The sequence below is a fragment of the Arthrobacter sp. yr096 genome (assembly GCF_900108925.1).
Lineage (GTDB): Bacteria > Actinomycetota > Actinomycetes > Actinomycetales > Micrococcaceae > Arthrobacter.
Genome location: NZ_FNYI01000001.1, coordinates 915,892 through 929,132 on the forward strand (window position 1 = coordinate 915,892; position 13,241 = coordinate 929,132).

Here is a 13,241-nt window from a genome sequence, read left to right on the forward strand (position 1 = left end):
AGTCCACCAACCCGGCGGTCTCATCGATCGTAGGCGTTATCCGCCAGGACTGCCCTGTGGCCGTGCCGTCGAGGTGAAAATGTCCTCTTGGAGAAATTTTACGTCAAAACCTAGTCAAGTGACCCAGTCAAGCGACATACTTCTTTCAGGAACGTTGTCTGCATCACATTTAGGTGCGGTGACCTGAGGAGAATCGATGCAGGATTTCGCTGATCTGGTGATCGTGAATGCCGCGGTCCACACCATGGACCCGACGCGACCACACCGAATGGCTAGTGCCATCGCTGTCAAGGACGGCCGAATTGCAGGGCTTGGCCGCCACGAAGTGAGTCACATGACCGGCCCCAACACCACGGTTATTGATGCTGCCGGTGGGGCAGTTATTCCGGGCATCAACGATGCCCACCTGCATTTCGTTTCAGCAGCCATGGCCGCCCATGGCTATGTGCGGGTGGATCCGGCTGCGGCGCCGGACTGGGCGGCCGTCGTCGACGTCGTCAACGCGGCACCCGCGGGGGAGGACGGCTGGGTTCGTGCCCATGGTTGGGACGAGGCCATCCTCGGTACGGCTTCAGGCAACCTGCTTGATTGCCGGCCCGGCGCACCGCTCGTGGCATTCGACAGCACGGGCCATCAGCTGCTGGCTAACCGGGAGGCGTTACGCCGGGCGGGTATCACCGCTGAAACGCCGGACGTCGACGGCGGCGTGGTGGCCAGGAACGCTGACGGCAGCCCCACGGGCCTGCTTCAGGACGGAGCCATGGAGCTTTTGTCGCGCGCGATGCCGCCCGTTCCCGCATCCACGTTGAGGCCGGCTCTGATGAATTTCCAGCAGGAGCTGCATGCACTGGGAATTACTTCCCTCACTGATCCCGGCCTGGGTCCAGCCAGCGCGGGACTCATGGATGGTGCCGGTTCGACGGCGGCACTTGAGTTACTGGGCGACCTCGCCGCGGCGGACAAACTGACGCTAAGAATCAACGTCCTGATGCTCTTCGCAGGAACGGGGGGAGCCAACGCCCGCGCCGTTGCAGATGGCCTGTCCAGCGGACTGGGTGAATGCTTTGCTGACCGCGGCATTGATCCGCAGCAGTTGCGGATTGCCGGCGTCAAGGTCTTCGCTGATGGTATTCCGCGCAGCGGCACGGCGTGGATGAGTGAGCCCTATGGCAAAGCCTGTACGCATGGAAGCCTGGTGATCCAAGGCGCCAGCGATGAAGAGCGGGTCAAGGAGCTCAACAAGATCCTGGAGCTCATTAATGATGCCGGGCTGCAAGCTGGTGTCCACGCCACCGGAGACGCGGCCACCGCGGTGGCCGTCCAGGCCATGATCGCTGCGTCCAAAAACGCCGGAGGTGCCGGCAAACGTCACTACGTCATCCATGGTGCCTTCAGCGACGCCGACACCCTGGCAAGCATGGCTGCACACGGGATCGGCTACAGCACCAACCCCCTGATCCGCCAGGAAGCCGGTGACATCATGCGGCGCGTGCTCGGCGAGGACCGGTTCTCCCATCATCAGCCCCTGCATTCAGCCCTCGAAGCAGGCGTTCGATTCAACCTCGCTTCTGACGCCCCGGTGACTAGTGCGGATTGGCGGCGCACCGTCGTGGCTGCCGTCCGCCGGGCCACTCGTTCCACGCCTGGTGCGCCGGGGGATCCCGAGCGGATCACCGGCCTGCAGGCGCTCGCTGCCATGACCATCGACGCCGCGTGGCAGGACCACGCAGAACACGTCAAAGGCGCGCTTGTCCCTGGCATGACGGCTGACCTGTGTCTCCTGTCCAACCCGTGGCCGGCCGACGAAGAAATTGAGAAGCTCCTCGACAACGAGGTCAGGCTCACCCTCAGTGGTGGCCGCGCAGTCCACCAATCAACCCGCTAGAACCATCCCTATCCGTTCCACCCTTCGTGATTCAAGGAGCACCATATGCGACGCACTATTCCTTTGGCCGTGGCCGCAGCCCTTTCCATGGCTCTTGCAGGCTGCGGGGGCGGTTCGGGCCCTGCCGCCACACCCGCCGCCGACGGCACCACAACCCTCAAGGTAGGTACCATCGGCATCGGGTCCGACGCCGGCATTCGCCTCGCGGCTGACAAAGGCTATTTCAAAGAGCAGGGTCTCAACGTCGAGATTTCCGTGATAGCCAACCCGCCGGCGGGCATTGCTGCCGCACAGAGCGGCCAGATTGACCTCACCTACACGCCCTCCATCCCGCTGCTGAATGCCCTCAGCCAGAACGTACCACTCAAGATTGTGGCTGCCGCCGACGGCTACAAAGATGGAGCAGGAGAATCCAGTGACCTCAAACGCGTTGACGACACAGGCCTCCTTGTCCAGAAGGCGTCCACCATTACCCGGCCGAAGGACCTGGAAGGCAAGAGCGTCAGTGTTCCTGCCCGGAAGGCCCAGCTGGAGGTTACGGTCAGCAAACTGGTCAAAGACGATGGGGGAGATCCCGCCACAGTGAATTGGATGGTCCTTGACCCGTCCTCGGCGCTCCAATCGTTGAACTCCGGGCGCGTTGACGCCGCATCGCTGGTTGCCCCGTTTACGTCCAAAGGGGTATCTGAAGGCAACCAGCTTCTGGCGTCGCCCGGCGTCGAGTTTTTCGAGCAGGGGGCCATTGGCCTCTGGGTAGCTGGCTCCGGAACCGTGAAGTCCAAGGAGAAGGCACTGCTGGCCTTCAAGACTGCCATCTACAAAGCCAATGCCTACGCCAACGGCCACACCGATGAAGCGCAGCAACTCAGCGCCGAGATCACCAAAACACCGCTGGACGTGGTCAAAGCGGGCGCTGTGAATTACTGGCCGGAGGAGGTTCGCATGGAAGACATCGAGCGGGCCAACAACAACCTTGCTGATCTTGGCTTCCTGAGTGCACCTGTGAAGCTGCCCGCCGACGTTATTTTCGGCAAGTAGGCCGGAAGCGACGTGGGAGATTCATCATGAAAGTATCCATCCACCCCTATGCGCTCAGTGCGGTGGGCATCGCCGGCGCCCTCGTTATTTGGCAGATTCTCTCCGCAGCGAACCTTGCAGGAAACGCACTGCCCGCGGCAACCACAGTATTCGCAACTCTCGCCAGCATCCTGGGGACAGGCGCCTTCTGGTCATCCTTGGGTGCCACCCTCGGTGTGGCATTGCTCGCCTTGGCGGTAGCGGCTGTGGCGGGAGTAGCCCTTGGGTTGCTCGTTGGCAGCTTCGAACCCGTCCACTACGCCACTGCGGCAGTCTTGGAATTCCTCAAGCCAGTCCCGCCGATCGTCATTCTCCCTCTTGCGGTGCTGGTCCTTGGGCCAACCGCGGAGATGTCCTTTTTCCTGGTGGTCTTTGGGTGCTTGCTCCCCATCGTCATGCAAACTGTGGACGGGGTGCAGGGCGCTGACCCGGTGGCACGTGATACGGCCCGTTCCTACGGCATGGGCGAGGGAGAAATCCTGGCCCGGGTTGTGCTGCCCAGTGCCATGCCCTACATCGGTACGGCGATGCGGGTGGCGGCGCCCGCGGCCTTGGTGGTCACTGTGGTGGCAGGACTTCTTGGTGGTGGGCCCGGCCTCGGCCAGAACATTTACCAAGCCCAAGCGGCAGGTGACTATGCCAGTCTCTACGCCTTGGTGATTGTCCTCGGCGTCCTGGGTCTGTTGTTCCAAGCTGCTACCCGGCTGGCGGAGCGCCGGGTACTGCACTGGCATGAGTCCTACCGGGAAGTGGTGCACTGATGAGAAACCTTGCAATCCGAAACCTGGTCATCGGTACAGGCACCCCCGTGCTGCTGTTGGTGGCGTGGTGGTTTCTCTCAGCCAACTCCGCAGACCCGTTCTTCCCGCCGTTGGAAACCATCCTCCTCCGTTTCCGGGAGCTCTGGCTGTTTGACCACTTCCAGTCCGATGTACTCCATAGCTTGGGAAACCTGTTCCTGGGCTTCGCCATCGCAGCGGTGGCCGGGGTCGCCCTGGGCTTCGCTACAGCGCTGGTCCCTCCGGTCCGGTGGATGATCGATCCGTTGATCCATTTCCTTCGTGGCATTCCTCCCGTTGCACTGGTGCCGATCTTCATCTCCCTCATTGGCTTCGGGACGCAAATGCGAGTGACCAGCATTGCGCTGGCGGCGTTCTTTCCCACCATGATCGCCACAGTGGACGGGATTCGGAGCGTCAGCAACGATCTCTTGGACGTTGCAAGGGTTTACCGGCTGAGCCGAAAGGAACGGGTGCTCAATGTGCTCCTTCCCGCAGCGATGCCCCAGATCTTCTCCGGGCTGCAGGTGAGCCTTCAGGTGGCCTTCATCGTGATGATCGCCAGCGAGATGCTGGGCAGCTCACAAGGGATTGGCGCCATGACTTTGCTGGCCCAGCAGAGCTTCATGGCCGCCGACATGTGGGCCGGAATCCTGCTCCTGGGCGTCATTGGCTTCCTGGTCAACATCCTCTTCGGCCTGCTCAGGGGCAAGGTCTTGTCCTGGTACATCGGATCACGTCGCCTGGCGCGTGCAGCATGAGCATCCGTCAGGCCCCGGCTCTCACCACCCACAACAGAAAGTCCACCATGGCACAGCAACCAGAAACCCGCGTCAGCGCAACCACGCCACGGCTGCACGTCGCGCACCTCGCCAAGACCTATGGCAGCGGCGGGAAAGCCCGGACAGTCATCGAAGACCTCACCTTTACTGTGGATGCAGGTGAAGTTGTCTGCATTGTGGGTCCTTCCGGCGTTGGAAAGACCACGCTCCTGAAATGCCTGGCCGGGCTGCAGCCGGCCAGCAGCGGAAGGGCGGCCATTGACGGCCGGACCATCAGTGGCCCACCTCCGGAAATGGCCCTGGTGTTCCAGGACTACAACCGGTCTCTCATGCCGTGGCTTACCGTCCGGAAGAACCTTGTGCTTCCCTTGCGGCACCTCAAGTTGCCCGCGGCGGAACTGAAGGAGCGCTGCGACAGTGCGCTGGCCGCCGTCGGCCTTTCCCATGCCGACAACCAGTATCCCTGGCAATTGTCAGGCGGCATGCAACAACGCGTGGCGATCGCCAGGGCACTGGCCTACCGGCCGGAGATCCTCATCATGGACGAACCCTTCGCTTCAGTGGACGCGCAAACCCGCTTTGACCTGGAGGATCTGTGCCTGAAGATCCGGAAGGACTTCAACATGACGATTCTGGTGGTGACCCACGATATCGATGAAGCTGTATACCTTGCAGATCGCGTGGTGGTCCTCGGTTCAAGGCCTGCGCGCGTTCTCAGGGTGGTGGAGGTGGATTTGCCTGCGCCACGTGACCAAATCACCACACGCTCATTGCCGGAGTTCGCACGGCAGCGGACCGATGTGTTGTCCCTCATTAAGAGGCCCGCATGACGCGGCAGCGGAGCGCCTCCGTCAACCGCCGCCCCAACGTCTTGTTCATCATCGCCGATCAGCTCCGTGCGGACCATCTGGGCTTCGGCGGCAACGTCATTGTGAAGACGCCACATCTGGATGCGCTCGCAGCCAAAAGCGTGGTTTTCGAGAATGCCACGGTGGCCAACCCCACCTGCATGCCCAACCGTGCCAGCCTGATGACCGGCAGGTGGCCGTCGGCGCATGGAACGCGATGCAACGGCATCACTCTGGACCCGCTCACGCAGACCGTTCCCGGATCCCTGGGGGCGGGCGGCTACCGGACCGTGGGTGTGGGAAAGCTGCACCATCAAAACATGGGATGGGAATTTGAGCCGCATCAAGCCGACGAGATCCAGGCTGCTGATCCTCTCCTCTTGGAACGGGGAGTAAGTGATGCGCGGCGTCAGGCATTCTCCCCAGGGTGGGATCAGTGGGAAAACCGTGAAGCTCACGACGATCGCTTCATAGGGCTCCCCTCGGATTACTACGGATATCAGCACGTGGACCTCGTGATTGGGCATGGAGACCGGCCCGGCGGGCACTACGTGCACTGGGCCAGGGAACGGGGTGTTGATCCGGAAACCCTGGGCGGTCCAGGCAATTCATCCAGCACGTACGGCGGGTGGGACCAGGTGTACCAGACGGCCATTCCGGCCGAAGTACACCCCACGAGTTACGTGAGCGAAAAAGCAATCGAGCACTTGAAGGATGCCGCGGGCCAGGATCAACCGTTCTTCATGTTCGTTTCCTTCCCTGATCCCCACCACCCGTTCTCGCCGCCGGCTGGCTACTCGGATCTCTACGATCCGGCTCAATTGCCTCTCCCTCTCGGCTTCGAGCAGGACCACTCAGCTTCGCCAGCGCATGTGCGGGACATGATGGAACACCGTGGTGAGCCCAATGCGGACCCCACCATGACCTGGGCGGCCACTGAGGAACAGTACAGGTTCGCTGCGGCAGCCCAGTACGGGCTGATCACCATGATGGACGAGCACATCGGCCGGATCCTGGACGAGCTGGATCGCCAAGGCCTGGCCGAGGACACCATCGTGGTGTTCACCAGTGATCACGGGGACCTGTTCGGAGACCATGGCCTCATGCTTAAGCACTTTGTCCATTACCGCGCAGTGACCAATGTTCCTTTGCTGGTGCACGTGCCGGGCAGCCTGCCGCGCCGCACAGAGGCCTTGGTTTCCAGCGCGGATTTGGCTCCGACACTTCTTGAACTCACGGGCTCCGCTCCGTACAGGGGAATCCAAGGTCGGTCATTGGTGCCGTTGCTGGAGGGAAAGACGGAACAGCATCGGAAGGCGCTCTTGGTGGAGGAAGAACAGCCCTTTGGCCTGGAAGGACTGCCGGGGCCGGTCAGCATGCGTACAGTCATCACCCTTGAGGGTCGTCTGACCCGGTACTTCGGAACGGACATCACCGAACTCTACGATCACCATGACGATCCCGGGGAACTACTCAACCGAGCGGGGCATCCGGCGTCCGCAGGGTTGGAGGACCGCTTAATGCGGACGATGTTGGACGAGATGGCTGCGTTGGCGGACCGCGGTACGGCCCCGACGGCGGCTGCCTAGCGGTACGGCCCCGACGGCGGCTGCCTAGCGGTACGGCCCCGACGGCGGTCGCTGCGTTGGAGGCGCGGGCCGCCGTCAGTGGCTGTTGCGGTAGCCGGTGGGGGAGTTCCCGAAGGCGGCCCTGAAGATACGGCTGAAATGCGCGGCATCGGTGAACCCCCACCGCGCGGCGATGGCAGTCACCGGGCGTTCTGCAAGCACAGGATCCCTCAGGTCGCGCCGGCAACGCTCAAGCCGCCTTTGCCGGATGGACGAAGCCACGGTGGTACCAATTTCCTGGAAAAGGTCATGCAGATGCCGGGTGGAGATGTAGTGGGCCGAGGCAATGGTTCCGGGGGAGAGCTCCGGGTCGCCGAGGTTTGCCTCAATGTAATCGTGGATGCGGCCCAGCAGCAGCAGATGGGGATCCCGGCCCGTTTCAATCAGCTGGTCGAGTTCGCCGTTGAACAGCGTTGTCACCAGATCCAGGGCGTTGTGGACCAGGCGGAGGCCGTTGGCGCCCGACAAAGCCTCAAGGTTGTCTGCCAGTTTCACCAGGAAGGGGCTGATGAGTTCGCCGAGTCCCTCGTCACCTGGAATGCGCAAGGCCGTCACATGGCCCATGGCTTCGGCCGGCAAGTCCAGCAACACGTGCGGGAACATCAACACAAGGGTACGGAAGTCGTCGTCGAACGTTAGCTCATAGGGGCGGGAGGTGTCGTAGATGGAAAGGTCGCCAGGGCGCAACACGGCTTCGCGTTCGTCCTGAACCAGTCGGCCGGATCCAGCGAGCTGGATGCTGAGTTTGAAGAAACGCCCCGATGACTTGGCGATCAGCTCAGGGGTGCGCAGAACAGTATGGGGTCCGGCCGTAATCTCCACTACGGAGATCTGTCCCAAAACGCGTGCCCGCATGGTGCCGTGGAAGGTGGAATCACGCGGCCCTTGGGCCAGTAATGGAACGAACGATGCGGAGATTGCCCGGCTCCACTCCTGGAACGACTCTGCCACGATGGTGTCCACGGTTGCGGGGCCCGTGTCAGCCGCAACGGTCATCAAACTCCCTTTCAATGGCCCGCGGTGCCGCTGCCACTGGGGCCGGAAGGCCGATCCTGCGGACGTGAGCTTGCCCACGATTCTACACCGGGGCCAGTGGGCCGCCGTGCTTGCGTGCAGCGACAAACACCTTGCCGTGTGAGACAAGTCACGCAACGTCCCGGCGGTGGAAGATTGCGGAATGACAGACACCGTGCCGCGCAATCTCCCGCGGCACCGAGGCAGGAGCACACTATGAGCGTGGACAACCCCGTTAAGGGCAGGACCGCCGCGGCCGCCGGCACCAAGAGGCGGCTGGGCGTACCGGCCGTGACTTTCATGATCATCGCGGCCTCGGCGCCGCTGACCGTCCTTGCTGGCGGAGTAACCACCACCTTCGCGGTCACCGGCGTAACGGGGGTGCCATTGTCCTTCCTGATCCTGGGCGGAATCCTGGCGCTGTTCGCCGTGGGCTATGCCGCCATGAGCCGCTACGTTACCAATGCAGGAGCCTTCTACGCCTACATAGCACAGGGCATCTCAAGGCCGGCAGGGGTGGGCGCATCGCTGATTGCCCTCATGGCCTACAACCTCATGCAAGTGGGCATCTACGGGCTCTTCGGCTTCACGGTCTCGTCACTGTTGTCCGCGAGGCTGGGCGTCAGCGTTCCCTGGTGGATCCCGGTGCTGGTGTGCATCGCCATCGTTGGGTGGCTGGGGGTGAACAGGGTGGACCTGTCCGCCAAGGTACTCGGCGTCCTGGTGGCACTCGAGTTCCTGGTGGTCATCGTGTACGACGTCATCAGCCTTGCTGTGGCTCCGGAGGGTATCAGCGCCGCGACGTTCAGCCCGGAGAGCCTGTTTGTTCCGGGCATCGGCGCCGTCCTGTCCTTCGGCATTGCCGCGTTCATGGGCTTTGAGTCCGCCGCCATCTACGGTGAAGAATCCAAGGACCCCAAACGAACTGTTGCCCGAGCCACCTTTGCAGCCGTGGGCATCATTGCCGTCTTCTATGCGGTATCGGCGTGGGCCATGACCATCGGAGCGGGACCGTCCGCCGTGATAGAGACGGCCACCAACAATGGTCCGGACATGATCTTCGCTTTTCTTGGAGCAAACGGGGGTGTGCTGCTGAGCGACATCGCCCAGGTCCTCTTCGTCACCAGCCTCTTCGCCGCACTGGTGAGTTTCCACAACGCGGTTGCCCGCTACTTCTTCTCTCTCGGCCGCGAACGTGTCTTGCCGGCGGCGCTGGCCAAGGTGCGGGCGCAAAGCGGTGCACCCTTCGCCGGTTCGCTGGCGCAGACGGTGATTGCCGTCGTCGTGACGGTCGCCTTTGCCATTGCAGGAACGGGTTCCGAACTGGGCGAACTGTACCCCGTACTGACCATGTTCACCTGGCTGACCAACAGCGGTGCCATCGGCCTCGTGTTGCTGATGACTGTGGTCTCTGTGGCTGTGATCGGCTTCTTCCGGCGGGAACAACACGGCGCCAGCCTGTGGGTCAGGGTTATCGCCCCGGGCTTGGGCTTTGTGCTCCTGGCCGTGGTCTTCGTGCTCATCCTGGCCAACTTCAACGTTCTGCTGGGCCAGACTGAGTCGACAGCCGTTACGTTCGTCTTGCCGATGCTGGTCCTGTTGCCCGGACTTGCCGGCGTGATCTGGGGCTTGCGTCTCCGGCGCTCGCAGCCGGCACTCTATGCCCGGATTGGGCACGGTGCCGAGGACTGATTCCGGCCCGATAGCAAAGTAAGCCCCGGCGGTTCGTGAACCGCCGGGGCTTACGTTCGTTCTCTGCAGTTGGATTAAGTCGCGTTGGCTTGGTTCAGTTCGGCGGCAGGGTTCAGTTGGGTGGCAGGGTTCAGTTGGGTAGCAGGGTTCAGTTGGGTGGCAGGGTTCAGTTCGGCGCTGTGGTGGGTGATGCTGATCAACCTGCCGTATGCACCAAAGGTGAAGTGCACGGGCTCTGTTCCTGCCTCGTCCCAGCCGAAGAGGCTGCCGTGTGAGCGGATGGCGTGGGGATCGCGGTGGTCGGCCACTGTTACCGAGCCGCAGGGGATGACTTTCTCCCGCCACGTGAAGACAAAGATCCCGGGGCGTATCTGGAAGACGGTGTTGGAATCAGTGTCTGCCAGTCCCCGTTCCGGACCGGCGAGGCATTGCCAGGTGTACCAGGTGGGGCTGAGGTAGATGTGCTCGTACGCGTGTGCATCGCTGTAGACCCATTCGACGCGTCGTCCGATGAGTGCATTGCTTTCAGAGATCGCCGGGCCGAGGGTGCCGTATCCTTCCAGGGTTCCGGCCCGGAAGTCGTGGTGGACTGCGACGCTGGATGGGGTTGCCCTGCCCAGCGCGGCGCCAATGTAGAGCGCCCGGCCGTTGGCCAGATCCAGGACCAGGGATACGGCAAGTTCCCGGTCCACAGGGCTACGCCATTGGGCGTAGTAGAGATCTTCGGCCACGGAAAAGGCCTCGTAGTTGGAGGTTCCCGCGTGGCCGGCGGCAGCCCATTGGACGTCTTCGTCGTCGAAGCTGAACGTCATTGGGCCGCCTTCGCTGCGGACGGAAAACTGTTGTCCTGCCAGGTCTTGCACGGCAGGGGCCTTGTTGGCATCGAAGCCGGGTGCCAGGCCGTCCAGTGGCAGCCAGTTGGAGGTATCAAGAAGATTCAGGCTCATGGGTTCCTTCTGGTGTTCAAAAGAAGGACGGAACGGGTTTGTCCTGTCCTTCTTCGAGTATTCGGTGAACCGATGATTGCCGTCTTGTGCTGTGGGGCACGTCGTTTGACCTGGAAGGAAAGGTTCAGGCCAGTTGGCTTTCGATGCGGGCTGCGCTGGCGGCCAGCGCCTTGCCCACGGCGTCGGCGTCCTGGTCCAAGCGGATGTACACGACGGCGATCGCTGCCGGCCGCCCGCCGGGAACCCGGATGGGGGCTGCGATGGAGGAGAGGCCGGCGATGACTTCGTCATGGCTGGTTGCATAGCCAAGCCGGCGCGCCTCGTGCGCTTCAGCGCGGTAGGGGTTTCCTGCTCCGACTTGCTGCCAGCGTTCCTCGGTCATGGTTGATTGGATCGCAATTCCGGGAGCGCCTGTGGCGATGGGGTGCCGGTTTCCGGGGTGTTGGGCGAGGGCGGCTCCCGAATGTCTGGGTTCCACTGTGACCAGGTTGACGCATTCCTGGTGGTCCCACACGGCCACGAAAGCGGTCATGTGCAGGGTATTGGCCAGCTGGGTGAGTTCCGGGAGGGCAGCGGTTTGGAGGTTCCGGGAAACTCCGCGGGCCAGGACGGACAGGCCGGGGCCTGGTTGGACGCGCCCGGAGTCATCGCGCACCAGCAAGGAGTGGTCCTCCAGGGTCCGCAGGATTCTGTAGGCGACAGAACGGTGCACTCCGAGTGCCTCTGTCAGTTCCGCGATGCTGAGGGGGCGCTCGGCCGCGGCAAGAATCTCCAGTGCCCGGATGCCCCTGGACAGGGTTTGCGACGGCGGAACTTGCGTCGCTGTTTCCGGTGGACCCTTGATGTCGCTGCGGGGATTCATGCGGACCATCCTATGTTGGCGGGGATGTTCCCGGCCGGACGCCCGCTGCGCGGCGGCGTCGACGAGGCGTGTTCCATATGGGAACCATCATTCCGATTATAGAAGTGCCTGGTCTATTGACTCGGCGGGACGGCACAACTGACGCGCTGTGGGGCCGGCTCTGCGCCCCTACTCTCCGTTGAGCCGCGCACGCCGGGCCCCGCAACGCGGAAGCTCTGTGCTTTGGGTCACAGTATGTAGTATCCTTTCCTAACTGACCGTTCTGTCGGTTAATGCACGTCACGCGCCGACCAGTCACTCTCACCCCATGGAGTTCCAATGACCGCAACTTCCACTGTCGACTCCCTGTCAGGACCCAGCAGCAAGCGCGAAGAGCGCCGGGTACTCGCGGGGACACTGGTGGGCACCACCATCGAGTGGTACGACTTCTTCATCTTCGCCCAGCTCACGGCCACCTTGCTGGCTCCGCTCTTCCTTTCTCCCCTTGAGAAGTCCAATCCTGGCGTAGCCCAGCTCTTGTCCTTCGCCACCATTGGTATCAGCTTCCTGTTCAGGCCACTCGGCGCCACCATCGCCGGACACCTCGGAGACCGCCTGGGCCGCAAGGCTGTGCTGGTCATGACGCTGGTGATGATGGGTGCAGCCACGGCCCTCATCGGTGTGCTTCCGACCTACGACACCATCGGCATCTGGGCTCCCGTGCTGCTCATCACCCTCCGTGTTGTCCAGGGCTTCTCCGCTGGCGGCGAATGGGGAGGAGCGGCGCTGATGGCAGTGGAGCACGCTCCCATCAAGAAGCGCGGGCTCTTCGGCGCTTACCCGCAGATCGGCGTTCCCATCGGCATGATCCTGGCAACAGGGCTCCTGTTCTTCCTGCAGTCCGGCATGTCGAAGGAAGATTTCGCTGCCTGGGGCTGGCGCGTCCCGTTCCTGCTGTCCGTGGTCCTCATTGTGGTGGGCTACCTGATCCGGCGTGCTGTGGGCGAAAGCCCGGTCTTCAAGGAAATCGCGCAGCGTAAGGCAGCCAGCAAGGCACCCCTGGGCGAGCTCTTCCGTAAGAACAAGAAGGAAGTCATCCTTGCGGCCATGATCTTCATTGCCAACAATGCTGCCGGGTACCTTCTGATCGCGTTCTTCATCTCCTACGCCACCAAGACCCTGAAGATGCCAACTCCCCAGGTCTTGCTGGCCACCACCATTGCGTCCTTCGGCTGGTTGATCTTCACCATGGTGGGTGGATGGTTGTCGGACAAGATCGGCCGCGTGAAGACGTTCCTGATCGGCTATGGCCTGGTCTTCGCCTGGATGATTCCCATGTTCGTACTCATCGATTCCAAGGACATCCTGCTCTACGGAACCGCCCTGTTCGTTCTGACCATCGGTCTGGGCCTCTCTTATGGCCCCATGTCCGCCATGTATGCGGAGATGTTCCCGGCGCAGGTCCGCTACTCGGGTATCTCCATCGGCTATGCCCTGGGGGCAATTCTGGGCGGTGCCTTTGCTCCGCTGATCGCCCAGGCCCTTCTTGATTCCACCAAATGGTCGGGCTCTGTTGGCCTCTACATCATGGGCCTCTGCATTGTCTCGGCAGTTGGCGTGATCCTGGCCAAGGAAACCAAGGGGCGCCCGCTGGGTTTCAGCGCGCACCACTAGCCCTTCACGGGAATTGACGTGAAAGGCGGGAGCGGTCCAAGTGGCCGCACCCGCCTTTTGCTTTCAGGCAGCGT

The 13,241-nt window shown here is 62.4% G+C and carries 11 protein-coding genes; 8 read left to right on the top strand and 3 right to left on the bottom strand.

Going from position 1 to position 13,241, the window contains the following annotated elements; all coding sequences use genetic code 11:
• Nucleotides 1-196: 196 nt before the first annotated feature.
• The 6 genes from BMY91_RS04295 to BMY91_RS04320 are packed head-to-tail and all read left to right on the top strand — an operon-like array spanning nt 197 to nt 6,960.
• Nucleotides 197-1,885, top strand: coding sequence for an amidohydrolase (locus BMY91_RS04295; RefSeq protein WP_090818692.1), 1,689 nt, complete (start codon nt 197-199; stop codon nt 1,883-1,885).
• Nucleotides 1,886-1,930: 45 nt separating this feature from the next.
• On the top strand, nt 1,931-2,923 hold the full coding sequence (locus tag BMY91_RS04300; RefSeq protein WP_090818695.1) for an ABC transporter substrate-binding protein: 993 nt from the start codon (nt 1,931-1,933) through the stop codon (nt 2,921-2,923).
• Between the two features lie 26 nt (nt 2,924-2,949).
• Nucleotides 2,950-3,723, top strand: a complete 774-nt coding sequence (locus BMY91_RS04305; RefSeq protein ID WP_090818697.1) for an ABC transporter permease — start codon at nt 2,950-2,952, stop codon at nt 3,721-3,723.
• A complete protein-coding gene (locus BMY91_RS04310) occupies nt 3,723-4,502 on the top strand; it encodes an ABC transporter permease (RefSeq protein ID WP_090818700.1) in 780 nt (259 codons plus the stop codon). Before BMY91_RS04305 ends, BMY91_RS04310 begins: the two co-directional genes overlap by 1 nt.
• Nucleotides 4,499-5,353: an ABC transporter ATP-binding protein gene (locus BMY91_RS04315; protein ID WP_090818704.1), complete on the top strand. Its 855-nt coding sequence runs from the start codon at nt 4,499-4,501 to the stop codon at nt 5,351-5,353. The genes BMY91_RS04310 and BMY91_RS04315 overlap by 4 nt, the downstream gene beginning before the upstream one ends.
• Entirely contained in the window at nt 5,350-6,960 is a 1,611-nt protein-coding gene (locus BMY91_RS04320) for a sulfatase-like hydrolase/transferase (protein WP_090818707.1), read from the top strand. The genes BMY91_RS04315 and BMY91_RS04320 overlap by 4 nt, the downstream gene beginning before the upstream one ends.
• Before the next feature lie 75 nt (nt 6,961-7,035).
• Here the strand turns inward: BMY91_RS04320 and BMY91_RS04325 are convergent, their stop codons facing one another.
• Nucleotides 7,036-7,995, bottom strand: a complete 960-nt coding sequence (locus tag BMY91_RS04325) for an AraC-like ligand-binding domain-containing protein (RefSeq protein WP_090818710.1) — start codon at nt 7,993-7,995, stop codon at nt 7,036-7,038.
• A 234-nt stretch (nt 7,996-8,229) separates the two neighbouring features.
• Between BMY91_RS04325 and BMY91_RS04330 the strand changes: the two genes are divergently transcribed.
• The gene (locus BMY91_RS04330; RefSeq protein ID WP_090818714.1) at nt 8,230-9,705 is read left to right on the top strand and encodes an APC family permease; all 1,476 of its coding nucleotides are present in this window, start codon (nt 8,230-8,232) and stop codon (nt 9,703-9,705) included.
• 74 nt (nt 9,706-9,779) lie between these two features.
• Here the strand turns inward: BMY91_RS04330 and BMY91_RS04335 are convergent, their stop codons facing one another.
• Both BMY91_RS04335 and BMY91_RS04340 read right to left on the bottom strand, forming a co-directional pair.
• Entirely contained in the window at nt 9,780-10,652 is an 873-nt protein-coding gene (locus tag BMY91_RS04335; RefSeq protein WP_090818717.1) for a MoaF C-terminal domain-containing protein, read from the bottom strand.
• A 124-nt stretch (nt 10,653-10,776) separates the two neighbouring features.
• Nucleotides 10,777-11,523, bottom strand: coding sequence for an IclR family transcriptional regulator (locus BMY91_RS04340; RefSeq protein ID WP_090818720.1), 747 nt, complete (start codon nt 11,521-11,523; stop codon nt 10,777-10,779).
• Nucleotides 11,524-11,832: 309 nt separating this feature from the next.
• Between BMY91_RS04340 and BMY91_RS04345 the strand changes: the two genes are divergently transcribed.
• Nucleotides 11,833-13,167 carry an MFS transporter gene (locus BMY91_RS04345; protein ID WP_090818723.1) on the top strand — a complete coding sequence of 445 codons (1,335 nt, stop codon included), beginning with the start codon at nt 11,833-11,835 and terminating at the stop codon, nt 13,165-13,167.
• The last annotated feature ends 74 nt before the right edge of the window (nt 13,168-13,241 follow it).